Origin of the sequence: Reinekea thalattae (assembly GCF_008041945.1) — a bacterium.
Lineage (GTDB): Bacteria > Pseudomonadota > Gammaproteobacteria > Pseudomonadales > Natronospirillaceae > Reinekea > Reinekea thalattae.
The window spans coordinates 1655743-1680914 of sequence record NZ_VKAD01000001.1 but is presented as its reverse complement, the minus strand read 5'-3'; the positions used below and the strand labels follow the sequence as shown (position 1 = coordinate 1680914).

At 45.4% G+C, this 25172-nt stretch carries 25 protein-coding genes; 15 read left to right on the top strand and 10 right to left on the bottom strand.

Annotated features, from left to right (window positions below; translation table 11 throughout):
- Positions 1 to 61: 61 nt before the first annotated feature.
- The 3 genes from FME95_RS07625 to arsJ all read left to right on the top strand — a co-directional run bounded on the left by FME95_RS07625 (position 62) and on the right by arsJ (position 2858).
- Entirely contained in the window at positions 62 to 559 is a 498-nt protein-coding gene (locus FME95_RS07625; protein WP_147713795.1) for a phosphatase domain-containing protein, read from the top strand.
- Between the two features lie 64 nt (positions 560 to 623).
- A complete protein-coding gene (locus FME95_RS07620; protein ID WP_147713794.1) occupies positions 624 to 1637 on the top strand; it encodes an ArsJ-associated glyceraldehyde-3-phosphate dehydrogenase in 1014 nt (337 codons plus the stop codon).
- 3 nt (positions 1638 to 1640) lie between these two features.
- Entirely contained in the window at positions 1641 to 2858 is a 1218-nt protein-coding gene (gene arsJ / locus FME95_RS07615) for an organoarsenical effux MFS transporter ArsJ (protein WP_147713793.1), read from the top strand.
- 11 nt (positions 2859 to 2869) lie between these two features.
- On the opposite strand, the gene FME95_RS07610 is transcribed toward arsJ, so the two are convergent.
- Positions 2870 to 4072 carry an MFS transporter gene (locus tag FME95_RS07610; protein ID WP_222709921.1) on the bottom strand — a complete coding sequence of 401 codons (1203 nt, stop codon included), beginning with the start codon at positions 4070 to 4072 and terminating at the stop codon, positions 2870 to 2872.
- A 136-nt stretch (positions 4073 to 4208) separates the two neighbouring features.
- On the opposite strand from FME95_RS07610, the gene FME95_RS07605 reads away from it, so the two are divergent.
- The 8 genes from FME95_RS07605 (at position 4209) to kduD (ending at position 14192) form a co-directional block, all read left to right on the top strand.
- The gene (locus FME95_RS07605; RefSeq protein WP_147713791.1) at positions 4209 to 5096 is read left to right on the top strand and encodes a LysR family transcriptional regulator; all 888 of its coding nucleotides are present in this window, start codon (positions 4209 to 4211) and stop codon (positions 5094 to 5096) included.
- A 139-nt stretch (positions 5097 to 5235) separates the two neighbouring features.
- On the top strand, positions 5236 to 5553 hold the full coding sequence (locus tag FME95_RS07600; protein ID WP_147713790.1) for a hypothetical protein: 318 nt from the start codon (positions 5236 to 5238) through the stop codon (positions 5551 to 5553).
- Between the two features lie 112 nt (positions 5554 to 5665).
- Positions 5666 to 7030 carry a TolC family protein gene (locus tag FME95_RS07595; protein WP_147713789.1) on the top strand — a complete coding sequence of 455 codons (1365 nt, stop codon included), beginning with the start codon at positions 5666 to 5668 and terminating at the stop codon, positions 7028 to 7030.
- The gene (locus FME95_RS07590) at positions 7027 to 8259 is read left to right on the top strand and encodes an efflux RND transporter periplasmic adaptor subunit (protein ID WP_147713788.1); all 1233 of its coding nucleotides are present in this window, start codon (positions 7027 to 7029) and stop codon (positions 8257 to 8259) included. Before FME95_RS07595 ends, FME95_RS07590 begins: the two co-directional genes overlap by 4 nt.
- 5 nt (positions 8260 to 8264) lie before the next feature.
- The gene (locus FME95_RS07585) at positions 8265 to 11426 is read left to right on the top strand and encodes an efflux RND transporter permease subunit (RefSeq protein ID WP_147713787.1); all 3162 of its coding nucleotides are present in this window, start codon (positions 8265 to 8267) and stop codon (positions 11424 to 11426) included.
- A 1-nt stretch (position 11427) separates the two neighbouring features.
- Positions 11428 to 12111: a response regulator transcription factor gene (locus tag FME95_RS07580; RefSeq protein WP_147713786.1), complete on the top strand. Its 684-nt coding sequence runs from the start codon at positions 11428 to 11430 to the stop codon at positions 12109 to 12111.
- 2 nt (positions 12112 to 12113) lie between these two features.
- Positions 12114 to 13367, top strand: a complete 1254-nt coding sequence (locus FME95_RS07575) for a sensor histidine kinase (RefSeq protein ID WP_147713785.1) — start codon at positions 12114 to 12116, stop codon at positions 13365 to 13367.
- 60 nt (positions 13368 to 13427) lie between these two features.
- Positions 13428 to 14192 carry a 2-dehydro-3-deoxy-D-gluconate 5-dehydrogenase KduD gene (gene kduD, locus FME95_RS07570; protein ID WP_147713784.1) on the top strand — a complete coding sequence of 255 codons (765 nt, stop codon included), beginning with the start codon at positions 13428 to 13430 and terminating at the stop codon, positions 14190 to 14192.
- A gap of 37 nt (positions 14193 to 14229) precedes the next feature.
- Here kduD and nrtS read toward each other — a convergent pair whose 3' ends face one another.
- Positions 14230 to 14496, bottom strand: coding sequence for a nitrate/nitrite transporter NrtS (gene nrtS / locus FME95_RS07565; RefSeq protein WP_147713783.1), 267 nt, complete (start codon positions 14494 to 14496; stop codon positions 14230 to 14232).
- Between the two features lie 154 nt (positions 14497 to 14650).
- Here nrtS and FME95_RS07560 point away from each other — a divergent pair, with 154 nt between their 5' ends.
- From FME95_RS07560 to FME95_RS07550, 3 genes are all read left to right on the top strand, one after another.
- Positions 14651 to 16297: a methyl-accepting chemotaxis protein gene (locus tag FME95_RS07560; protein WP_246109362.1), complete on the top strand. Its 1647-nt coding sequence runs from the start codon at positions 14651 to 14653 to the stop codon at positions 16295 to 16297.
- 214 nt (positions 16298 to 16511) lie between these two features.
- Positions 16512 to 16985, top strand: coding sequence for a Dps family protein (locus FME95_RS07555; RefSeq protein ID WP_147713781.1), 474 nt, complete (start codon positions 16512 to 16514; stop codon positions 16983 to 16985).
- Between the two features lie 298 nt (positions 16986 to 17283).
- Positions 17284 to 18066 carry a siderophore-interacting protein gene (locus tag FME95_RS07550; RefSeq protein ID WP_147713780.1) on the top strand — a complete coding sequence of 261 codons (783 nt, stop codon included), beginning with the start codon at positions 17284 to 17286 and terminating at the stop codon, positions 18064 to 18066.
- Positions 18067 to 18107: 41 nt separating this feature from the next.
- On the opposite strand, the gene FME95_RS07545 is transcribed toward FME95_RS07550, so the two are convergent.
- Positions 18108 to 18926, bottom strand: coding sequence for a hypothetical protein (locus tag FME95_RS07545; protein WP_147713779.1), 819 nt, complete (start codon positions 18924 to 18926; stop codon positions 18108 to 18110).
- A complete protein-coding gene (locus FME95_RS07540) occupies positions 18923 to 20083 on the bottom strand; it encodes a methyl-accepting chemotaxis protein (RefSeq protein ID WP_187265469.1) in 1161 nt (386 codons plus the stop codon). Before FME95_RS07540 ends, FME95_RS07545 begins: the two co-directional genes overlap by 4 nt.
- A gap of 239 nt (positions 20084 to 20322) precedes the next feature.
- Here FME95_RS07540 and yfcE point away from each other — a divergent pair, with 239 nt between their 5' ends.
- Entirely contained in the window at positions 20323 to 20871 is a 549-nt protein-coding gene (gene yfcE / locus FME95_RS07535; protein ID WP_147713777.1) for a phosphodiesterase, read from the top strand.
- A 30-nt stretch (positions 20872 to 20901) separates the two neighbouring features.
- Here yfcE and FME95_RS07530 read toward each other — a convergent pair whose 3' ends face one another.
- The 6 genes from FME95_RS07530 to aac(6') all read right to left on the bottom strand — a co-directional run bounded on the left by FME95_RS07530 (position 20902) and on the right by aac(6') (position 25158).
- Complete coding sequence (locus FME95_RS07530; protein WP_147713776.1) at positions 20902 to 21588, bottom strand: GNA1162 family protein; 687 nt, start codon at positions 21586 to 21588, stop codon at positions 20902 to 20904.
- Positions 21585 to 21938 carry a DUF4810 domain-containing protein gene (locus tag FME95_RS07525; protein WP_147713775.1) on the bottom strand — a complete coding sequence of 118 codons (354 nt, stop codon included), beginning with the start codon at positions 21936 to 21938 and terminating at the stop codon, positions 21585 to 21587. Before FME95_RS07525 ends, FME95_RS07530 begins: the two co-directional genes overlap by 4 nt.
- Positions 21938 to 22255 (bottom strand): hypothetical protein, encoded by a 318-nt coding sequence (locus FME95_RS07520; protein ID WP_147713774.1) that lies wholly within the window; start codon positions 22253 to 22255, stop codon positions 21938 to 21940. Before FME95_RS07520 ends, FME95_RS07525 begins: the two co-directional genes overlap by 1 nt.
- 2 nt (positions 22256 to 22257) lie before the next feature.
- Positions 22258 to 23223: a CsgG/HfaB family protein gene (locus FME95_RS07515; RefSeq protein ID WP_147713773.1), complete on the bottom strand. Its 966-nt coding sequence runs from the start codon at positions 23221 to 23223 to the stop codon at positions 22258 to 22260.
- A gap of 193 nt (positions 23224 to 23416) precedes the next feature.
- The gene (gene chrA, locus FME95_RS07510; protein ID WP_147713772.1) at positions 23417 to 24610 is read right to left on the bottom strand and encodes a chromate efflux transporter; all 1194 of its coding nucleotides are present in this window, start codon (positions 24608 to 24610) and stop codon (positions 23417 to 23419) included.
- 98 nt (positions 24611 to 24708) lie between these two features.
- A complete protein-coding gene (gene aac(6') / locus FME95_RS07505; protein ID WP_147713771.1) occupies positions 24709 to 25158 on the bottom strand; it encodes an aminoglycoside 6'-N-acetyltransferase in 450 nt (149 codons plus the stop codon).
- Positions 25159 to 25172: the final 14 nt, after the last annotated feature.

Sequence of the window (25172 nt, the reverse complement as noted above, 5' to 3'; positions counted from 1 at the left end):
CCCTGCCGTAATTAAGTCAGGTAGCAGCACTCGACAGTCAGTTTTAACAGAGGAATTCTATATGCACCCACATGATACGCTAGCCTTAGCGAATGGTTCGACATTCGTATTCACCCCTTGCCCTGGCACCAAAGAAACCTCCATTAGCGATGCTCTTACGGTATTGCAACAAGCAGGCGCAACCGCGGTTATTACCATGAATGGTGATGCAGAACTCAGCCAATTGGGTGTTGCTACGTTGGGTGATGAAATTGCCGATATGGGTATGCGTTGGTTTCAATTACCCGTTGAAGATGACTGTGAACCTGAGGCTGCTTTTGCCGAAGCATGGCAAGCAAATAAAGCCGCGCTATTAGAGTTGGTCGAAAATAAAAACACGCTTGCGATACATTGTCGCGGTGGCACCGGTCGTACTGGCTTAATGGCCGCCATTTTAATGTTGGAAGCAGGCTTTAGCTGGCAAGAGACGAAAACTCAAATTCAGTCGATACGACCAAAGGCGTTAACGCTGGCACCACATCTTAATTATTTAAAAACACACTATTCAATTGGCGAATAATTTTTACTGATTCTATTTTTGCGGCGTTGAGCGGCGAATTAAATGGCACATAGGAGAGCTTACGATGACAATCAAAGTCGGGATTAATGGTTTTGGCCGCATGGGCCGCTTGGCGATGCGCGCAGGTTTTGGCTCGAAAGATTTAGAGTTTGTACAGGTTAACGACCCAGCAGGTGATGCTTTAGCGTTATCGCATCTATTAAATTTCGACTCCGTTCATGGTCGCTGGCAACACGAAGCTGTAGCAACCGATGGCGCTTCGTTTTCTGTTAATGATAAACAAGTTTCTTGTACTCAAAACAAAGCGATTGCTGATACCGATTGGAGTGGCTGCGATGTGGTGATTGAAGCCAGCGGCAAGATGAAAAGCCAAGCTTTGTTGCAAGCCTATTTGGATCAGGGTGTTAAGCGTGTCGTGGTCACTGCACCGGTAAAGGATGGCAGCGTATTGAATGTCGTTGTCGGTGTGAATGACGATTTATACAATAAAGAACTGCACCCTATTGTGACAGCCGCCTCGTGTACCACTAACTGTTTAGCGCCGGTTGTTAAAGTGATTCACGAAAAATTGGGTATCAAGCATGGTTCGATGACCACCATTCACGATATTACCAATACCCAAACGATCATCGATTCGCCACATAAAGATTTACGCCGAGCGCGTTCGTGTGGCACCAGTTTGATTCCGACGACGACGGGTTCAGCAACAGCCATTACGCAAATTTTCCCTGAGCTTAAAGGCAAGTTAAACGGCCATGCGGTTCGCATTCCACTGACTAACGCATCGCTAACCGATTGCGTTTTTGAAGTTGAACGAGCGACCACTGCCGAAGAGGTTAATGCGTTATTGAAGTCGGCAAGCGAAAACGAACTGAAAGATATCTTAGGGTTTGAAGAGCGCCCGTTGGTTTCTATTGATTATAAGACCGATCCGCGATCGAGCATTATTGATGCCTTGTCGACCATGGTAATTAATGAAACCCAAGTGAAAATTTATGCCTGGTACGATAACGAATGGGGTTATTCAAATCGGGTTGCAGAATTGGCATTAAAAGTCGGTTTATCTGATAAGGCATAAACTATGAAAGCATTAGCGCAGCTATCATCTGAGGTACGTCAGTACATTATTGTTACGGGTAATTATTGGGCCTTTACACTGACCGACGGCGCACTGCGAATGTTGGTTGTGCTTTATTTTCATGGCTTGGGCTACAGCCCTTTGCAGATTGCCATGCTGTTTATTTTTTATGAAGTTTTTGGCGTTATTACCAATCTAGTCGGTGGTTGGCTGGGTGCGCACTTAGGGCTGAACAAAACCATGAACGTTGGCTTGCTGTTGCAGATATTAGCGCTGTCGATGTTGTTGGTTCCGGTAAGTCTGTTGACCGTGCCTTGGGTCATGGCTGCACAAGCGATGTCCGGTATTGCTAAAGATTTAAACAAAATGAGCGCGAAAAGCTCAATTAAATTATTGGTACCTAAGGATTCTCAAAGCCAGCTTTATAAATGGGTTGCTATTCTGACCGGTTCTAAAAATGCACTTAAAGGCGTTGGCTTTTTTCTCGGCGGAGCCTTACTCACACTGCTAGGTTTTCAGGGCGCGCTATTGGCAATGGCTATTGCACTGTTGGCTGTTTTGATTGCCAGCCTTTTTACTCTGAAACAGGATTTAGGCAAAGCCAAAAATAAACCTAAATTTAATGAGATTTTTTCTAAAAGCCGCGCTATCAATTTGCTTTCGGCCGCTAGGATGTTTTTGTTTGGCGCACGTGATGTTTGGTTTGTGGTTGCGTTGCCAGTGTACTTGGCGGCGCAATTTAATTGGAATCATTGGTGGGTTGGTGGCTTTTTAGCTTGCTGGGTAATTGCTTATGGTTTTGTGCAAGGCTTTGCGCCCAAACTGACCGGCAGTAAACAGGCAAAAACACCGGATGGCAGGCATGCTTTTTATTGGGCATTGCCGCTGGCCTTATCTGCTGCGCTGATCGCCTTAGCATTGAATTTTAATATTCAGCCGCAGGTGAGTTTAATTGTCGGCCTGATGATTTTTGGTGCTTTATTTGCGATCAACTCGTCACTGCACAGCTATTTGATTGTCAGTTACGCAGGTGACGATGGTGTCTCACTTGATGTCGGCTTTTATTACATGGCCAACGCTATGGGCCGCTTGTTAGGAACGGTGCTGTCTGGCTGGATATTTCAAGTTTATGGCTTGGTTGCCTGCCTTTGGGTTTCGGCGTTCTTTATTGTTATTGCGAGTGTCATTTCGTTCTGGTTACCTAAAAAAGCGAGTGCGTAGAGACTTCGGCTTTAAGCCGCCGACGCTTTAGCATCGCGAGCGTCGGTGATGTAGTAATACTCTATGGCAATTAAGGCTAAGCAAATAATAAAGGCAGTACTGGTTCCAAAAACAATACCTGACCAGCCCCAAGCTTGATAAAAAGGATCAAGTACGAATGCGCCAGCACTAGCGCCGCCATAATAAAATAAACTGTATAGTGCTTGGGCGCTGCCCTTATGTTTTTTGCAGCTGCGACCGACTAGCGTAGAAGCATGAGCATGACCGAAAAAGAAACCTGATGCCATAATGATCATGCCTATGACCATTGCCGTTAAATGACCCTCAAGCAAAAATAGATTTGCACATAACATAATGCCAATACCGATAGCGACGCCGGAAATCTGGCCATGCTTTTTGGCGTAATTTCCTGCCATCGAAGCACTGATCGTACCGCCAAAAAAAGTAATGAACATTAGACTAAGAATACTGCTGGGTAACTCATAAGGCGCTGCACCTAGCGTAATCATTAAGAAACTAAATAGATTCACAAAACTACCAAACATTAGGCTAATAATAACGTACAGCAAAATGAGTCGCGGCCTGCGCAAATGTCGTTGATAAGATTTTAAGCAGTCTTTTAAATTGAATGGAGTAGGCTTAAAACGTTTTTGGGCAGGTAAGATATATAACACGATTGCAAATAGCAGCATGCTTAAAAGAGCAACAACCATTGCTGCAGATTGCCAGCTACCGCCGATGCTGGCGCATAAACCAGCAATAAGGCGACTACTGACACTGCCAATAGAATTGGCTGCGATATAAAAGCCAATAGCAGGCGCAAGCCAACTTTTTCTCAGCTCATCTCCCAATAGCGGTACACCAACCGCAGGGCAGGCAGCTAATAAGGTACCTTGAATGAAACGCAGGGCAATAAATACATTGTAGTTTTCAATAAGAGGCATGATGAGCGTGATCGATAATCCGCCTGCCGTGCCAATGATGAGCAATTTACAACGCCCAATAGCATCTGACCAGCTAGCAAAAATGAGTAAGCCTAGCCCGACCCCCATCAGAGCTGAAGATATTGAAAGCGTCGCACCCAGCGAGCTAATGCCAAAATCTTTTTGCAGTAAGGGTAGCAGTGGCTGTACCCAATAAAGATTAAAGAAGGTGACAACAGAACAGAGGCAAATTGACACAGTAATGAGTTGGCTGTGATGCAGTGGTTTCAATGTATTAACTTCTAAACATAGGAGTGGGCTGAAAGTGCGCGTAGGGTAAGGTGTTAAGGGCAATAAAAAAAATATTTTGTATTTATTCAGTGTATAGATAATATTTATACCTTCAGTGTTACCAGAGGCCTTAAGCATGGAAATTCGCCAGTTACAGCACTTTGTCAGCGTGGCCGAAAATGGCACCATCTCTGCTGCGGCCCGTAAGCTACACTTGGCGCAACCCGCAATCAGCGCGAGCATCAAAAAGCTCGAAGAGGATTTAAACGTCCGGCTGTTCCATCGCCGTGATCGAGGTGTTGATTTAACCGAAGCCGGCCGCCAATTCATGCAGTACGCTAGGCAAATTCTTAAGCAAACCAAAGATGCGAAATTAGCCATGGGCGCCCTAGAAGGGTTGCAGCAAGGTGAGGCCGAAATCGTCGTGCCAGGCATGTTAGGCTCTTACTTTTTACCTCCGTTATTAATGGCGTTTAAACATCAGTATCCTGATATTGCCTTGAATATTTTGGATGCAGGTACGGGCAGTATTCGGCAGTCATTAATCGATGGTGATCTTGAACTGGGTGTCATTGCCGAAAACGCTGTTGGGCCTGAATTGGAAAGTGGTCTTCTAGCACGTGAAGAAATGATTGTGTGCATGGCGGAAGATCATCCATTGGCAGAGCAAGAAGTCATCTACTATCGCGATTTTCTCGCCTATGAATTGGTGCTGTTTCGGAAGAGTTATTTTTATCAGAATTTTTTAAATAGCATTAGTCGGCGTGAAGATATGGTGCCGAGAATCGGCTATCGAACCAATCTACTCCCACTAATGAAACAGCTTATTCGACGAGGCTATGCCATTACCACTATGTGGAAGGTAGCGATTCAGGAAGACGATCAAATTGTAACTCGGCCGTTCGAAGAACCAACCTATGTTGATCTGAGTATTGCTTGGCGTAAGGACAGTTATCTTTCTCATGCAAATCAGGTGTTAAGGGATTTCTTGCTGGAACAGGTGAAAGATCAGTTGGTGGATTAAATCATCTACCGGTCGGTGCCATCCTCGTTATTGTTGATTGCTTTACGCAATTTCTAGAGCTGACAGGCACTGATTAGAATCCTTGGCTTAAAGCTGGTAACTTTTACTTATCTAAACAGCAGCAGGCAGGTGGCTAAGCATGGCATTTGAATTATTTTCTGGAACCTCAACCGTCGATTCAGGCAATTTAGCCTTTATCGGTGCTATCGATTTTGATGAATTACGTTATATCTCATCGTTAGCAGAAAAGTTAAATTCCGACTTTATTGCGCAGTTTTCGGTCTATTTTGATGATATCGAAATCAGCCTAAGCGATTGCCAAGCAGCTTACCCGAGTTTAGTTGAGTCGATGACCGCTGAGTTAAACGAAGAAGAGCGTAACTCATTAAATCGTATTGTCGCGGTGGTTAACTATGCGCTGTACCACAAGCATAACCTTTATGGCTTTGCTGACTAACTTAAGTCGGCTGAGCTAACCCTTCTAGGTAAAAAAGCGACCGTCTTAACCTGATCTTAACCTAAGCCTGCCTATACTGTGTGCTAATCACTAATGGAAATGGATCATTATTATGCTCTATGGACGTCGCCATCTGTTGGCAGGGGCCGCTATGGCTGCTTTGGCCAGTTGCGCCATCACACCAAAACAAAACTACGCTGAACTGGCGGAGCAATCTTCGCCTGAAATTAGTCAGTGGCAAGGAGAGCAGCAACAGGCCGAAGAAGCCTTGCTGATTACCGATCTGATAAATATCTCTGAGTTAAACCTGCTTATCGAACAGGCTATGGCCAGTAATCCTAGTTTGCAGCAAACCATTATTGCGCTAAAAACGGCTTATGCTCAGCGAACCTCAACGGCAAGTGACAGCTGGCCAAGCGTGACCGCAGGGCTAGATGCGGAGAAAGAAGAAGGCTCGGATGTTTCGTTCTCAACTGATTTAACCATCAGCTGGGAGTTGGATGTTTGGCGTAAACTGAGCGCAAGGAACAAAGCCGCAAGCAAAGATATCGCCAGTCAGTTAGCTGGTGTTCAGGAAGCTAAGGATACTCTGGCTGCCAGTATTATGCGCTCTTGGTTGCAAATTAGTTATCAACAGCAGGTGTTAGAAATACAATCACGCCGATTAACTGTTTTAGAAGCTAACGAAGCTATTATTCTACAACAGTACCGTGCCGGCTTAGGCGATCTAGAAGATTTGGACGCCGCTAAAACCACACTGGCAACGGCACTTTCAAACTATCAGGCATATCAGCAGACATTAACTTCGAATCAACGAAGTCTTGCGTTGTTGGTTGGTGTTTTAGGGGTCGATTTGTCAGTGGATGTCGACAGTCAATTTCCTGAAGTGTTATCGCCATTGGTTTCTATACCAGAGCAAGACTTATCGCGCCGCCCTGATTTAAAAAGTGCTTACTATAATATCGAGGCCAGCGACTACCGTGCAGTTGCAGCCTATAAAGATCTTCTCCCTAGTTTTAATTTAAGCTTGGCGTTAATGGATTCATCGGATTCATTGGTGGAGTCGTTATTTACCAGCCCTGTTTGGAATTTGCTGGGTCAATTGTCGGCACCTATCTTCAACGCAGGTGAGTTAAAAGCTGCTGCAGCTGAGGCAGAGTTGTCCGCAGAATTAGCCTATTGGCAATATCAGGAAACGCTATTGAATGCAGTCAACGAAGTGGAAGAGGCGTTATCGAGTGAGCGGTCTTTAGCGGCACAACAAGCCCATCTTGAAGTTGCGCTGCAAAGTTCGGAGCAAAGCTTAGAGAATTACATTGAAAAATATCGGGCAGGCTTAGTGGATATTGCTGATTTAATTTCAGCACAAACCAGCACCTTTGATGTCAAAGCCCAACTGACCGAAGTGACATATGAAAGATTAACAAACCGTATTGAATTAGGACTTGCTCTTGGCTTAGGAGTTACTCAACCATGAATCAGAAAAAAATAACGATCGCAGTTTTTGCTGGGTCGGCTGTACTTTTATTACTTGCACTATTAGTTAGTTTTGGCGGATCAGGTGGCCCAGGTGGCCCAGGTGGCCCTCCAGCCCAATCAGCAGGCGGATCTCAAGAATCTCAACCAGCAGGAGCAGCTCCTGCCGGTAATTCCAACACAAATACCAGCAGCGCACCTAAAATTGATGTCGTGAGTGTTAGTGCGCAAAGCTATGTAGCTGAAGTAACGGGTTATGGCGAGGCCTCTGCGCACTATCAAGTGACATACAGTGCCGAAGTTAGCGGTCGAGTCAGCAGTGTCAGTGAAGATTTTGCCAGTGGTAATATTGTTGCTGCGGGTACGTTGTTGGCAACAATCGAAAATACGTCTTATTTGCAAGCTGTTGCGCTAGCGCAGAGTAACTTAGCTGATGCTCGTTTGGATTTACTAGAGGAAGAGCGAACCGGTGAGCAAGTTCGCTTACAATGGCGAAGCTCAGGTTTAGGTGGTGAACCTGATTCTGAATTAGTATTGCGCGAACCTCAATTAGTAGCTGCGCAGGCTGCTTATGAAAATGCAAAATACAGCTTAGAAAAAGCAGAGCAAGATTTGTCTAAAACTGAAATCAGAGCGCCTTTCGATGCGCTGATTGTCAGTCGCGATATTCAACCGGGCAGCTATGTGCAAACCACAACAACGGTAGCCACTCTGTACAGTACTGATCGGGTTGAAGTCGAAGTGCCGCTGTCGTTAGGGCAATGGCAAAACTTACCTAAATTAAATAATTTTGATTTGCTTAACTCTGAAAATACTATAGCAGCTAAATTAAACGATGCAGAAGATAAGCTGACTTGGCAGGGTTATGTCTCTCGAGTTGAGCTGCATGTTGATACTAGCTCGCGTCAGCGATCTATAATTGTTGCTGTTGATAATCCTTTTGGTTTGGACACAGGTTTATTCCCTGGCACCTTTGTTAAAGTGGATATTGAAGGTCGGGAGTTGCAACGTGTTTGGGCGCTGCCATCATCTGCGATTTCGCAATCTGGTGAAATTTGGTACGTCGAACAAGGTAATAAACTAGCCAAAGCCAGTGTCGAGAAATATTTTGAAAAAGCGGGTGTGGTTTATATTGCACCACTTGCAGGGATGGACGATGCGCAAGTCATTAAACGACCACTCAGCAACTACGTTGTAGGCATGCAGATCAACCCAATTGTAGAAGGCTAATAATAATGGCTGGTTCAGAAACTTACGAAAAAGAAGGTATTATTGGTTGGTTTGCGAGAAACTCGGTAGCTGCCAATTTACTACTTGTAGGCACCATTGTAATTGGCGCCTTATCGTTGACTACGTTACGCAAAGAAGCGTTTCCTAGCCTGTCACCAAATAGTGTGGCAGTGTCTGTTAGTTACGACAGTGGTGATCCACAACAGGCAGAAGAAGGAATTGCCGTTAAAATCGAAGAGGCATTAGAAAGTGTATCCGGTATTGAGCGCATTACTACAACGTCAACCGCTAGCAGAGCGGCCGCTTCGATCGAAATGGTATCTGGTTACGACTTAGACAAGTTATTTGATGATGTAAAAAATAGCTTAGATTCTATAAGCGACTTTCCAACAGATGCTGACAGCCCGATAATAGAAAAAGAATCCCGCCAAGATCACGTTATCTGGGTTCAGCTTTACGGCGATGCCGATCGTGAAACCTTCCAAGATTTAGCCACGCGGGTGAAAGCTGATCTGTTAGCTCAATCCGCAATTCGCGACGTTAGTATTGAGGGCGAGCAGGAGCCTATTATTTCAATAGAAATAAATGAAGCCTTACTGTTGTCTTATGGACTGACGTTGGAGGATGTTTCTTCTGCAGTGAATGCTGAATCCAGTTCGTCGGTTTCTACAATGTTACGTAACAGTGAAAAAACTGCTAATTTGACGATTTCTGATCAGTATTATGGCCAACAAGAATTTGCCAACATTCAATTATTAACACTGGCTGATGGCAGTCAGATTCGATTAGGCGATGTGGCTAAAGTAACAGAAGATTTTGATGACGAAAGTTATGTGTTGTCCAGATACAACGGTCAGCCAGGTATGGCGTTAGAATTATTTATGGACGAATATGGCGATGTATCCGAAATCGCTCGTCAAGCCAATGTAGTGGTTGAAAAATGGAAAAATAGTAATGCTTTGCCTGAAAACATAGGTATTACAAGTTGGTATGACAGCAGTACGAGCATTAATGACCGTCTCCAGCTGTTAATTAAAAATGCGGTGACCGGTATTATTATGGTCTTTGTGATCTTAGCTCTCTTCTTGAACATTAGGGTTGCACTGTGGGTCGCCGCAGGCCTGCCATTTGTATTTTTTGGATCGCTCTATTTTATGACAGAGTCGATGCTTGGTTTAACCATAAACCAGTTTACGACCTTTGGGTTTATTATGGCTCTGGGTATTGTGGTCGATGATGCCGTTGTTGTAGGTGAGAGTATTTACAGTACTCGCCAAGAAGAAGGCGATACGATAGAGAACACCATTCGCGGTACGCTCAAAGTTGCTGTGCCCACCATTTTTGGTGTACTAACTACCGTTGCCGCCTTTGTTGCTTTAGCAAATATTGAAGGTCGGTTAGGGCAAATTTATGCTCAGTTTGGTACTGTAGTAATGGTTTGTTTATTGTTATCTCTGGTTGAATCTAAACTTATTCTTCCTTCGCATTTGGCGCATTTAAATACGCAACGAAAATCAAACTCCCAGAATTATTGGAATAAAATTCAAAATGGCGCTAATGCTGGTTTACAGTGGTTTAGTAAAAAATGCTACCAGCCATTAATTGATGTTGTTTTACAATACCGATATCCGGCAGTGATTTTATTTGCAGCACTTTTTGTATTTGTTATTGGCTGGCCAATGAATGGCGTTGTTCGAGTATCGTTTTTCCCGAGTATCGAAGGGGACACGGTTAGCGGTTCATTATCGATGTATGAAGACGCAAGCTTTGGTCAAACGGATGCCGCTTTAACCTTTTTTGAACAAGCAGCGATGAAAGCTGATGCCGAGCTGGCAAAGAAATATGGCAGCGACGAGAGTCAGATCGATAGCATTCAGGTGCTAGCAAGCTCGGACGATAGTGGCAGCATTACTGTTGAGCTTAAGCCTGATGCTGTTTATGGTTCGAGTGAAATGTCTTCGACTTGGACTAAAATAACCGGTTCATTAGAAGGCGTTAAGACTTTGTCTGTGCAGTCACGTGTACGCCAGGTCGACGCTTTCCGAGCTGAAATTAAAGCACTAGATAATGAAACTGTTTACGCCGCCGCTGCAGCAATGAGAGCAGAGTTAGAGCAAATCCCCGGTGTAAGTGACATTGAGGACAATATCAGTGCTGGCGAGCCACAATATCGTTTTGAATTAAACGAGCAAGGTCGTGCCATGGGTATTACGACTTCGGATTTATCGTCTCAAGTGATTCTCAATTTTGGCGGTGGCAGCGTACAAAGCTTCCAACGTGATTCTGATGAAGTAACGGTGATTGCACGCTTGCCAGAAGAAGGCCGACAAACTTTGAGTGATGTATTGGATTCTATGATTCGTACAGACAGTGGCGCTGTTGTGCCGATGAATTCAATTGTTGATGTGCAGTATGAATTCCAAGATGCGGATATTACTCGTATCGATAGTTTACGAGCTGTTTATATTACCACTGATGTTGATGAGACTATCATTTCATCCAATGAATTGGTGTCGTTGCTTAACAGCAGTTTTGTACCTGAGTTACAAAGTCGTTTCTCTAACTTGGTTATCGACTTTGCTGGTGAGGCTGAACAACAGGCTGAAACGACTGATTCTATGAAACAGATGTTTATCGTCGCCCTGATTGTGATCTATGCCTTACTTGCGATTCCATTGCGTTCTTATATTCAGCCAGTTCTTATTATGATGGCGATTCCGTTTGGTATTGTTGGTGCCATTTTAGGGCATTACTTTACTGGTCTGAATCTGAGTATTTTATCGTTGTTCGGTATTTTGGCACTGAGTGGCGTGGTGGTGAACGACAGTCTGTTATTGGTATCGCGATTTAATGCGCTTATAACGCGAGGAACTTACACCCTGCATGACGCCATTGTGGCGGCTTGTACCAGTCGTTTGCGAGCAGTGTTATTAACTTCAATTACGACCTTTGCAGGGCTTGCGCCGATTTTATCGGAAACCTCAACTCAAGCTGAGTTCTTAAAACCCGCGGCCGCTTCTTTGGGTTACGGTATTTTATTTGCCACGATCATTACGTTATTGCTGATCCCATCTATTTTGATGATTCAGCATGACATACGCTCGACTCTTGGGCTTGGCGTGGGTAAATTAAAATCCAGATTGATCCGTCGTGAGCAGGTAAGCTAGCGTGCTGGATATTTTGTTAGTCGAAGATGATGTCGATCTAGCCACTGGTGTGATCGACTACTTTGAAATTGAAGGCATTCATTGCGATCACGCCTTAAATGGTGTGGTGGCATTGAACCTTATTGAGCAGCATCCCTATCAGGTCGTGATTCTTGATTTAAACTTACCATTGATGAATGGCTTAAGAGTCTGTCAGCAATTACGTGAGCGGTCGATCGATGTTCCCGTACTGATGTTGACGGCCATGGATACCTTGAACGATAAAGTTCGTGGCTTTGAAACCGGTGCCGATGATTATTTAGTGAAACCCTTTGCTATCGAAGAATTAGTGGTTCGAGTTAAGGCCTTATCAACGCGCCGTAGCGGCCAGTTAACAAAGCTAACAGTGGCGGGTATCGAGTTAGATTTAGACCAGGCGCAAGCGGTTAAAGATCAGCAGCTACTTAAGTTATCGCCAACCGAATTTAAAATATTAGAGCGACTCATGCGCAGTAGTCCAAAGGCGGTATCAAAAGAAAGCATCGAGACCAGTATTTGGGGTAATGAGCCGCCAGAAAGTAATAGCTTGAAAGTACATATTTATAATATCCGAAAACAATTAGCTCGCTCTGGCAGCAAAGAATTGTTGCGCACTATTCCGAATGTCGGGTTTGCCATTACTGATCAAACTGAAGAATCGAGCTAGCAATGAAAATACGATTAAGTCTGCGTTTGTATTTTATTATTGCGACCATTTTATTGGTCAGCGTTATCTCGATTGCACTGTCGTTATTATCGATAGAAAATCTTTCCCGTGGTATTAATTTTGGTGCGGGTCAAACGATGGGGCGTATCGGTACGGTTGAAGGAGTCAGTGATGGTCAACCGGTTGAGATACTGGGTTTTCATGTTGCCAGCCGTTTACAAGACTTGCCCGAGGCGATTCAAAAAACCTTTGAGCATAAAAATCTTGAAGCCAATACCATAGAGAAAAAAATAATTAGAAGTCATTTTCTGGCACCGCCGAGATCGGTTTATGTGTTGTTGAAAATAAAAACTAAAACAGGAGAAGACCGTTTTATTGCTGCCGAGCGTGTCATGCCGAAAAGCTTTTCTAGAAAGCCAGTGCATGCACCACCTTCGGTTTGGATATTAGTATTTGGTGTTCTGGCACCATTGATTTTTTTAGCCGGGCTGATTTTTATTATCAGTCGAGTCGCCTCTCCCGTTGAGGCACTTAAAAATTGGGCGAAGAATTTCAATGTCGATACCGCGAAAAAGCCAGTGCCAGACTTTCAATACAAAGAGTTAAATTCATTAGCGCACATTGTTCGTAGCAGTTTAGCATCGGCTCATGAAGCGCTCGATCGTGAACAAAAATTTCTCGCCCACGCCAGTCATGAATTACGTACGCCTATTTCGGTTGTGCGTGCGAATACGGAACTGCTGAAAAAAATACCTAACACGGCAGAGACAGAGCAAAAAAGAATCGAGGTATTGGATCGCATTGAGCGTGCAGGCAAAACCATGACTAGCCTGACTGAAACATTGCTTTGGCTGTCGCGAGACAGTGGCGACTTTCCGGCAGATCAAACCATTCGTCTTGATCTACTTATTGAGGAACTGGTGTCAGATTTAAACTATTTAGTCGATAAAAAAGAAATCGAGTTAATGGTTAAGACTGAGCCTTATGAGCTGACCATTGCGGCGGTTCCTTGTCGAATTGTTATTGCTAACTTGGTACGTAATGCCTTTCAGCATACCATCAGTGGTAAGGTGTCGGTGGTGCAGCAAGGCACTAATGTTTGCATTATGAACAGCAGCCAAGAAGACTTGATGGACGAGGCAGATTTAGGCTTCGGGCTAGGTCTGCGACTCAGTCGCGAGCTTGCTCAAAAGTATCATTGGCAGTATGAAGACAAAGCTGGGCTCGGTCGTTATGAGGCAAGTATTCGGTTTTAATTTCATTATTCCTCATGCTGATTAATTAGCTCGCTCGTTTATTCGCACTAAGGAGACTTCATGACAACATCGCCTTTCGATTTAAGTAATAAAACAGCCATGGTAACGGGCTGTAATACGGGTTTAGGTCAAGCTATTGCAATTGGCTTGGCGCAAGCAGGCTGTGATGTTGTGGGTGTGAATCGCTCCGAACCTACTCAGACGGCAGAGCAGATTACACAGCTTGGCCGCAGGTTTATCGATGTGCGGGCCGATTTATCTGGTGGTAATGATGTCATTGCGCAGCTGCTACAGGAGTCGTTATCACAAGTTAGAACGATCGATATTCTGGTTAACAATGCAGGTATTATTCGGCGTGACAACGCCATTGATTTTACCGAGCAGGATTGGGATGACGTTATCGATGTGAATTTGAAGTCGGCGTTTTTTCTTTCGCAAGCGTTGGCAAAGCATTTTATTGCCGAGAACATTGCTGGCAAAATTATTCATATTGCCTCGATGCTGTCTTTTCAAGGTGGTATCCGAGTGCCCTCTTACACCGCCTCGAAAAGTGGTCTCGCAGGTTTAACTAAAGCAATGGCCAATGAATGGGCAGCGCATAACATCAATGTTAATGCTATCGCACCAGGCTATATGGCAACGAATAATACCGAAGCGCTACGTCAGGACGAACAGCGCAATGCCGAGATTCTTAATCGTATTCCTGCAGGTCGATGGGGTTCGCCTGCAGATGTCGCAGGCCCTTGCGTGTTTTTAGCGTCCAGCGCGGCGGATTATGTCAATGGTACAACGCTGGCCGTCGATGGCGGCTGGTTGGCTCGATAAGGTTCTATTGCGCTCCTTATCTAACCGATAACAGCCATTAAGAGCCTAATTGGGAATGGGAGCTGTCGCCGTCGCAGGCGCGAATCGCTTTTACCGCCGACCAGGTCGAAACCGAATAGGGGACTAAGTACGTTAACAGCATCTTAAGAATCGCTGGGACTGTTAATGTTCCGGTGACAAGTTTATCGCCATGGTTAATCAACGCCAAGGCGCTGCCAACAATAAGCGCTACTCTAATAGCGGTTCGCCGGACCTCAGGTGAGAAGGCAATAGCAAAAAAGCTTAAATCTTTTTGGGGTGTCATATCTTAAGTCTCTATCCAGTCAGGCCCGTACTTAGGGTGCCATTGTAAGCGAAAGTTCCATGCTTGCGCGCTTTTCAGCGCCATTACTGATAGCCATCAGGCTCCAAGGTACAACTAAAAATATAGTCTATTCTTAGGAAATTGTTCCTTGGCAGTGAGACAGATTATGTTTTCATTAAGACGAGTGTCGATTAATGTACGGCTTTACGCCGTCGTTTTGTTGGCGGCTTTAGGCTTGGCGTTGGTTGTCTGGTGGGCATCGGCGATTAAGTATCAAAGCTTGATGAGCGATCGTTATTTAAAAACACAGCATGTTGTTGAGGTGGTTTATTCCTCACTGAGTTACCTTAATGATCAGGTGATTGCGGGTGAAATGACGTTGGCTGAAGCACAGGCGCTGGCTAAGAGCCAAATTCGGCAAGTGCGATACGGTGGCAGTGAGTATTTTTGGGTGAATGACTATAACGCAGTTATGGTTATGCATGCGGTTAAGCCAGCGTTGGAAGGCCAAGACTTGTCCACGCTTGAAGACCCTGACGGTAAGCGTCTGTTTTCAGTCTTTGTCGAAGTCGTAAAGGCGCAAGGCGAAGGCTTTGTTGATTATCTTTGGCCGAAGCCGGATCGTGACGAGCCGGTTGAGAAAATATCCTATGTGAAGGGTTTTGAGCCTTGGCAATGGATTATTGGTAGTGGCATATATCTGGATGATGTTGATGCCGCGGTTGCCAAAAGTACCTTTAAATTAGCCTCCCTGTCGATTGTTGTGTTGGTGGTTATTTTGCTTTGCTCTTTTGTGATTCTTCGTTCGATTATTCTACCGCTCAATAAAACGGTGCAAGCACTCGACAACATTAGTGATGGCAGTGGCGATTTACGTAAGCGGCTACCGGAGCATGGCCGTGACCGGCTGACTCAATTAGCTATCTTTTTTAATCGTTTTGTTAGCCGATTAACCGAGACCGTTAAAAAAATCGTTTCTGTTAATCAGCAGATTTTTGATAACAGCGACAACCTCAGATCGGTGGCAAATCATGCCGGTCAGTTAGCCATAGAACAAAAAGACATCGCAGAAAAAATGACGCAATCTAACCACTTGGTTAAAACGGCGAGTGCCGATGTTAATGAAAGCGCTCAGCAAGCGTTAGAGCATTCAAATGGTGCGCAAGAAAAATCTAAAGCCGGTAAATTAGCGGTTGAAAAAACCATCGATGCCCAGACTAAACTAACAGCCAAGCTAAAATCTGGTGTTGATTCAGTGGTTAAATTGGCTGAAGAGTCGAAAGAAATCGGCACGGTGTTGGACGTCATTCAGGGTATTGCGGAGCAAACAAATTTGCTGGCATTGAATGCCGCGATTGAAGCAGCCCGGGCGGGAGAACAGGGTCGAGGGTTTGCCGTAGTCGCCGATGAAGTTCGTACTCTTGCCGGCCGGACACAAAGTTCGACAGAAGAAATTGAACAGATGATTGAGAAGCTGCAGCGTGGCGCTAGTGAGACAGAAAAGCACATATTGGACAGCAACGAATACGCTGAAAATACCGCAGAACTGATTCAAAGTGTTGCGTTGGCGTTAAGTGAAATTGAACAGTCGGTTGAGGTGATTCGCAGCGCAAATGTTAATATTAGCGACAGTGTGAATCAGCAAAACTATGAAATAGAAAGCCTCAATAATCTAACAGAAGGTTTGCTTAACCAAGCCGAGCGTAATGACAAACAAATTGAAGAAATTGTGCAGGCCAGTGAGTCGCTAGCGATATCGGCAGCTCGTATGCGCAAGGCCATGGCTGGGTTCATTATCTAGTCCGGCGCCATTTATATTAGTTTCTTCTAAATAGGGGGCTAATGCTTGATGCAACTCAACGCATTAAGGCGTATCAGAGGCCATGCTCAATGCTTGTGTTAACGTGGCTAAAAATCGAAGATTAACTTCGATATAAGGCTTTAGCTTGTTAAGCAGCCATCAGAGATAATGGGTTTTTATAAGCTCAATGATAAGTTAATAAGGAGTAGCAAGTATGACATCGATCGATATTGGTATTAATTCAGAAAATCGAATCGCAATTTCCCAAGGTTTGAGTCGCCTTTTAGCAGACTCTTACACACTTTATTTAATGACTCACAACTTTCATTGGAACGTTGTCGGCCCACAGTTCCGCGAATTGCACCTCATGTTCGAAGAGCACTACACCGAGCTTGCCGATGCGGTTGACGAAATTGCTGAGCGCGTTCGTACGCTTGGTGAAGCCGTTCCTGGTACCTATAAAGCTTTTTCTGAACTGAGTAGCGTTAAGGAAGTCGATGGCGTGCCAAGCGCGACTGAGATGACGTTGATCCTGACCAAAGCGCACGAGCAGGTAGTAAAAACAGCGCGTGAAGTGCTTAAGTTAGCCCAAGAAGCAGACGATGAGTCAACCGCTTCATTGGTCTCTGACCGCATGCGAGTTCACGAAAAGACTGCTTGGATGTTACGGGCATCGACTGAGGGCTAATTAATCACCCGCCAACGGTGAATTATAAAGTCTTGTAAGCTGAAAACGGGGTTGTCTATCTTGATCGATAAGGGTTGAGTTGGCAGCCCTTTTTTATGCTCTATGCTTTTTAGGTTGATCGAACCGGTTCGCCAGCCTTAGCTCGTGCTGGGCGATTGTAATTTTTGCAGCGGGTTATTAAGGCGCAATTAGTACCGCTGAAGAGTACGAATATCATTGATTCTCATTCACATTATGGATTGCGATTTCGTCGCCAATCGCTCAGGGTAAGCAACATGTTTTGCAAAGGTACCTAGTCATGCCAAATTCAACACCGCCATTCCAACCTGTTAGGGTTATTAAAAACCAACAGCTGACGCCTAACATGCAGCGCATAACCTTGCAGGGTGACTGTATTGGCCAGTTTAGCGAGCAGGATGCCAGCGGCTATATCAAGTTATTGTTCCACCCGAACGGAGGCACGGATCTGTCTTTATTGGCTGATGGCGAACGCCCGATACTACGTACCTATACCATTCGTTCGGTCGATCTGAGTAACCAAAGTATCGATATTGATCTGGTGCGCCATCTTTCTAGTGATCCGGCTGATCAAGGGTTTGCCTCGCCTTGGGCCATGAATGCTCAGGTGGGTGACGTGATCAATATTCGAGGTCCAGGCACTTTAAAGCCTTTCGCTCTAGATGCTGATTGGTTTTTTTTAGTGGCAGATATGACTGCGTTACCGGCCTGCTCTGTTGTTGCTAGCCGATTGCCTGAGCACGCTAAAGGTTATGTATTGGTGCAGGTAGAAAGCGAAGCCGATCAGCAGCCGTTACAGCTGCCGCCTGCAATGGAAGTCATTTGGTTAACCTCAGCGGATTCTTTGGCCGATACTGCTCTTAGCTTGCCTTGGCTTGAAGGCCAAGCCAGTGTTTGGAGTGCCTGTGAGTTTGAATCGATGCGCCAAATTCGACGTTATTTCCGTCAGCAAAAACAGGTGCCTGCTGAAAACAGCTACATCAGCAGTTACTGGAAAAAGGGTGCTAACGAAGAGATGCACAAGCAGATTAAAAAACAAGAGGCGGAACAGCTCGGGCTTTAGATTGTTTGCTATTTTTCCTGGTTATAAAACTTTCCGGTGAGTTACAGCCGTTGTTGTAACGCAGTTAACCCCTGAGTGATTAATTGGAATATGCGATCAATATTTTCAGTCGCTCGTTGAAAAACAACATCAGGGTTTTGTTGGCTCAGCGTATCTTGCTCAATGGACTGGCGAATATCGCAAGTAAAGATTGTCACCTTCTCTAAGGCGTCGGTGGAGGTATCCGAGCTAATCAGTTGTATATCGGCGTCAATTTTAGACAGGGTAAATAACAGCTGTAATTTTTTGTCCGGCGTGCAACGTTCGCTGTTCGCGACCTGCATTGTTAGGGCTCGAATTTGGCCGATGGACTCGCTTAACACAGGTAACGTACGTACAAGGATTTGCGTTTGTTGTTGTATTTTCGGGTTGCTGTGTGTGGTGATGGAAAAGTCATCGGCAATGTCCCAAAGACTATCTAGTAAACGCGCGATCAGTCCGGAATGCTGTTGGAAACTGACACTCGCTTCCATTGCTGGCTGTTGCATGATTTTTTGCCATCGCGTTATTGCCGATTGCAAATAGGCATAGGTGCGTTGGTTTAAAGAGTGACGCTGTTGGTACAAACCTTGTTGTAGACTATCGATCTGTTGTTCCAGTTCTTTCAGCTTAGGCCGCAAAGATATTTGACCATTGAGCAAGCCAGAGTGCATACCTCTGTGTTGTTGCGAGAGCTTAATTAACTCGATTAGGGTCAGCAGTAAAGCGACGCCGGTACGTCTCTGCTGTTGAGTCTTTCGGGTTGTTTGCCATATACGCAAAAATGCTAGCAGCATTAAGACAATGCAAACTCCAATAGGTAACAGTATCGCGCTACTCATGATTCGCTCTCTTGCTGTTGCAGTTTGGCCGAAAGCCAATACAGATATTTCACCATGTCTTTGGTGTCTTTACTCGACAGGCTATTCTTTTCACTCACCTGCGATGCTTCTTGTAAGCGTTGACACATTTCCTCATTGGCTTTACTGAATTCTGAGATCAGTGATAAGCAGGCGTTGACCTCTTTGCATGTTGTTGTCGCAGCAAGGTCGATGTCATTGAGTTGCTGTTCGGTATGGTCGATAGAGGCAACTGAGTTTTGGCTAATGCTGAGCATTTCGGTACTGTCTTGACTCGACACCTGAACTTGCTGGTGGATTTTTTCGACAATATCGGCAATGTCTTGTGCCGCCTTTTCAGTGTCTGATGACAGCACTCGGACTTCACTGGCGACAACGGAAAAACCACGACCAGCATCGCCAGCTCTGGCTGCTTCGATAGCGGCATTAAGTGCCAGTAGATTAATGTTTGCCGTGATCTTAGAAATCGTACTGACAAAGTGGCTGATATCCGCCGAGTATTGTGTCAGCGTTTGTACGTGTTGCTGATTTTTTTCGGCGCTGTTTTTTAATTGATCGATGGTTGTCTGTAGTTGTTGCAGTGAGTGCTTACCACTATTGACCACGCTGGAAGTGTTCTGGGCCATTTGCTCAGTCAGCGAAATTTTACCGGCAATCTCGTTGACCGTAGCGGTCATTTCTTCGGCGGTTGTTGCAATCGAGTCTAGCGCCGCGTGTTCTTGCTCGGCATCGTCAGCCAGCTGTACTGAAGAATGGTTGAGTTCGTCTGCGGTGTATTGCGCTTCTTTTGCGCACCCCTCTAACAGCTGTTGTTTGCGTTTAAGCTCTCGTAATAGATGGTTTATATGAACAGCCAGTTGATTGAAATCTTGGTCGTTATTGCTCAATGGCAATGTTGAAAAAGGCGCTAAGCTGGCGAGCTGTTCGTTGAGCCGTGCTAGTCGTTGTTTGGCTAAAAATAGGCTGGCCAGAGCAAAGTACAGCAGTAATAGGATCATCGCGACACTGTACAGTCGGTTCGCGAGCATGGTGTTAAACATTAATAGTATGGCGATAGCGCTGGGCAAGACAAAATAGGCCAAGCGTAGCCAAAAGGGAGTGGATGCTAGCAGCATCATGCCGGGATAGAAAAACGCCATATAGAGCCTCCTAATCAGCAAAGTAATACCGTCGGTATTATTAACTGAGTTAAGGTGATATGACGCCGTTGTCATGGAAATGTTGTTAAGAGCTCTTGTTGGCGGAGTCGCCATTGAGCTGCTAGTCAGAATGAATATAGGGTGTTGCAGGTTTAAAATCAATGCTTACTGAACTCAGCTCAACTACTTTTACCGACGATTGCTTTATCATGCCGAGCCTTGATCATGGGAGAGAGAAAATGACGTTATTTGTATGTTCTGATATTCATGGTGATTATCAGGCTGCTCAGCGAGCAATTGAGGCATTTGAGCGCAGCGAAGCCGAACAACTTATACTGCTGGGTGATCTAATCAATCACGGACCTCGCAATCCAGTACCGTCGGGTTATGATCCTATCGCGGTTGCTAATCTGCTCAATACTTATGCTGAAAGCATTATTGCTGTACGCGGTAATTGTGACAGCGAGGTTGATCAAGCCTTACTGAAGTTCCCTATGCTTGGCGAGTATAACCAGCTGTTTATCGGCCAGCGCAGAGGCTTTTTTTGTCATGGCCATACTTTTACACCGAGCCATTTACCGACACTTGCCACGGGCAGTGTTTTTGCCAGCGGTCATACGCATGTGCCAGTTGCAGAGCGGGTTGATAGCTATTACCTGTTGAATCCAGGCTCGGTGGCTATGCCGCGTCAAGACTGGCCGCCCAGCTATGGTCTGATAACGTTAGAAGGTTTGAGTGTGCATCAGTTAATAACGGATGAACTGCTACTCAGCTGTGCTTTTGACTAGTGAGCTGGGTTTAGTAGCGGGCTGAGCCCGCTATTCTTCTATAATCAAAAAGGCTTCTTCATCAATATCGTAATAACGATTGTATTCAATGCTGTAAGGTCCAGGCGGTAAGGCTGGCTTGCTAAAGAGGAATGCTCGTTCATTCGCTCGTCGGGTTAGAGGAATAAACTCTGGGTCTGCTCGTTCGAATGCGGCACTGATCGCTGAAAACAGTAAGCTTTCTATCAAGCTTGCTTCTTCATTGGTACTGGACTCAGGACTGTAGCTGAGTTTTTGCCGCTTATGGAAAATCTGCTCACCCTGTGCATTGGTCATTCGGTATTCAAGATCGATTGTCGTTGTTGTATTTAAAACGATGTACTGTGCCGTCCAAGTATGGATTATGATGTAAAGGATGGAATCTGCAGAAAATAATTCAGCGATGACTTCGCTGGGCTGCTGATGAATTTCTGCGGGCTCGTAAAGCCCTTCCGATTGAAATAACGCCTTCACAGTATGCACCGGGAACACATAATAGCCCTGATCGGAAAGTAGTTTCGGCAAGGTTGTAACGGCAAGATCACCGGCTAACACTTCGACCGAGTTGTTCAGTATTGGGACGATTAAAATAGAGCGAGGTTGGCTCTCATGGTATGTCGCCAGAGGGTCTTCGATCTCACCAAAGTTTGCACAACCAACGAATATTAGGCTTAGGCCGAGTAATAGAACGTGCTTCATAATGCGGCCTCCAAATTGGTAATTAGGCGCTGCATTAATGGGCGGCTCTCCGGCCAGGCGTCAAACTCTTTTTGATAAAAGCTGATCGCTGTTTCAGTATGGTGATTCTCTAAGTAGAGCGTGCCTAGCTCGGCATATAATCCAGGCGGAGGGATATTTCCTTTGGCCTCTTGCTTAGCTATGAGTTTTTCCAGATTCGTTGCAAGCTCGGCTTTGTTATCAGGGCTGGAGTAATATTCCAATAGGTCTTCTTCATAACTGCCCCAATCGTATTTCGGCACGACCACGCACGAACAAAGAAGTAGGCTAACCAGTATTGCAGTCGAGTTTGTGATGATCACGTGACGCATTATTGATATACCTTAATGACCGAAGCGGTTGATTCTCCAAAGTATTGACGCCTAGAATAAATTAGCTGGTCGTTGTGGTAGACCTCAACAAGGTGCTTGCCTGGCAATAGTTTTAATTCGGTACGTTTATATTGATATTTGGCTAGAGCGCCATAACTAAAACCGTCGACATACAGCATCAGTTTAACTGGATTATAGCCGCCAACATCGAAGGTTACGGTGGGGCGATCATCAATAGTCGCCTGCTGGGTCACTGGGCCATTAATACTGCAAGCCGATAGCGTAATCGTAAAAAATAGGACAATAGCGTAGCGCATAATTAGTCTCCCTCTATGACTCTAAGGTCTGCTGGGTTGAGGCCGTTGATGTTGCCAGTTAGAGGCCGAAGGATTGCGCCTTCAGTCAGTTCTGTATCACCGAATAACTGTATCACTTCGGCGGTTGCAATCTGTTGTCCAGGCAATGTAATTGTCGTGCCGGCGGTTGCCGATTTCACCTGTTTTCCTTTGGTATAGATCGCTAGCTTCAGACCTTCGAATAAACCTTGAGATTGACCACCGCTGATAAAAATCAGGCCGTCGTCTATGTCGAGCACATCGGCTGACCAAGGTTTTTGCAGCATATATTGATCGAGCTTACCAACCGCCGCATTAACTGCGGTGCCAATAGCTCGGTCATTAATAGAGCCGTCATAGGATGCTACCGAGCCAAAACCGAGGGTGCTTTGGGTTTCTGTTGAGGCTATACCGGAGCCGCGAAGTGAGTGAATCACTTGGCCGCTAGCAACATCAACAAGGCGTAATGCAATGGTGGCGGTAGCCTGTTGTTTCTTTGTTGAAGAGAAAAAACCTGATGTGCCGGTGGTGCTGCGGCCAAATTCAGTTAAAGAACCAATCACTAAAGTATCGACACCCACGAAGTCTTGATCCAAGCCAGAGAACTGGGCCTCTGATTCTAGTAACTCAATGTCTCGGCGTTCAAAAATTAAGTAGTTGCCGGAGTTAGTCAGGCTTTGAATAAACATATCGCTGATTTTCTCAGCGCTATCTGAACCGTCACTGCCGCTGAGTAAACCCTTACCATAAGTGGTTTCATTTGATAGACGCGCTACCGCGATTTTCCGTTTCAGTGCCAGCTGGTCACTGCTCGCGTTAACTGCAGATTGCGCGGCAAGTTGCTCTGCTTCGCTGTATGGCGATTCAATTTGTGAGTGAGTCACTGGGCCAGTTGCACAGCCGGCTAGGAGTGCTGATACGATCGTTAATGAGATAAGTTGTAGTTTCATCATGCGCTCTATCAAAATCAAAATGAATGAATGGCTCTAATAAATAATCTGTTTATCAGAGTGAGTCCAGTATTAGCATGTATCGTTAACCAAGGTAGAGCTAGGTTAACATAGTCGTTGGTTAGCATAGTACTTAGTTGACACAGTGTTAGACCAACGAACTATTAGGCCAAGATGGTGCGAGACAAAAATATTACATAGGCATTAACCCTAGCTTAACAACTTGGCTAAAAATACACCAACAGGCAATCCATAATACCGATATTTTGAAACGATTCAGTAAGCCAAAACCGATCAGGCTAATGATGATGTCGCTGGGTGAATGCGCTATAAGTTGAGTCATCGGGCCTAAAAACGCGGCTAATAAAATACCAACAACAGCTGCGTTGACGCCGGCAATAGCTCGCTGCGTGCGTTTCGCGGTTTGTAAGCGAGGCCATAATGGCAGAACCGCTAAGACTAATAAAAAGCCAGGCAAAAACATCAAGCACAGAGCAAGCGCGGCAAATAACAGCGGTGAGTCAGAAGGTATGAGAGCACCAATGTAGCCTGCAATTGAAAATAAAGGCCCCGGAACGGTTTGGGCTGCGCCGTAACCGACTAAAAATTCTTGTTGGCTGATCAGGCCAGGCGCTACAAAGGCTTGCTCAAGTAACGGCAAGACGACGTGACCACCGCCAAAGACGAGCGCACCCGCATAATAAAACGACTGTAAGCTGGCTAATAATGTGGATTGCATTGGCGGCAATAGTGCGATGATCAACAAGCTTACAAAGCTAATGGCGCTAACATAGCTGACGGTTGCTGGTATGGCGATACCCAGTTCGGATGGCGCTTGCTTTGCTTCTGGGCGGCATAGCCACATGCCTGCCAATGCTGCTACTAAGATGACAGCCAGTTGGCTCAGAGCACTACTAAATATAACTAAAACAAGACAGGCAAGGATCGCTAGTATTCGTCGTGGCCAGTCGGGGCATAACTTTTTGCCCATGCTTAAGATGGCATCAGCGACGACAATGACAGCAACCAGTTTAAGCCCCTGAATAACAAGTTGCCCAGCGGCTGTTGAAAGGTAGGGTAAGTATTGGGCTAAGAAGATTAAGGCCAGTGCCGAGGGCAAGGTAAAGGCGATAAACGCAGCAAGAGCACCCCGTAAACCGGCACGTTGATAGCCTAATATAAAGCCTAGTTGACTGCTTGCTGGCCCGGGTAAGAATTGGCAGATAGAAAAGAGCTGCGCAAATTGAGCGTCGCTTAGCCACTTTTGTTTTTCGATTAGCTCTTTGTGAAAGTAACCGATGTGCGCGATGGGGCCGCCAAAGGAGGTTAAACCGAGTTTTAAAAAAGTAAAAAATACTCTGAGCGACGATTTGGTTTGAGCTGGCATAATGAGCAGATGTAAGTGTGAACCCGCTAATATGCCTTAATAATGTGACGCTTCGAAGAAACCATCAATGCAGTCAAGGCGAAGGCCTGCGCCTTCGGTTAATCATCGAGCAGCGATTTACAGTAAAAGACGACTCGCTCGGTTTCTTCAAAGCCTAAGCCTTGGTGGAACTGCTGTGCCGACCTGTTGCTGACCAGCGCATCCGAGGCCAGTTCAGTAAAGCCGTTATCTAACGCCCACTCGGTAATAAATTGCAGCAATTTTTTAGCGATGCCGTAGCCTCGATGACTTTCTTTAACGTAGATACCCTCTAAAAAAACGATCGGCGTTGTTGACGTGCCGTTAACGTATTCTGAGCGGATGGATGCTTCGATAAAACCTACCGCTTGATCGTCACTTAAGCGAAAAATGGCTTGTACAAACTGCTCTGGTTCCGCCAATAAATTATCGATATCAAGCTGGTGGTCTTCTGGCGAATCGTCTGGCCATAGTTCACAACGCAGTGCAAGCCACTGTTGTTGGTTTTCTTCTGAGCAGTGCTCAATCATGGCTGGCTCCTAAT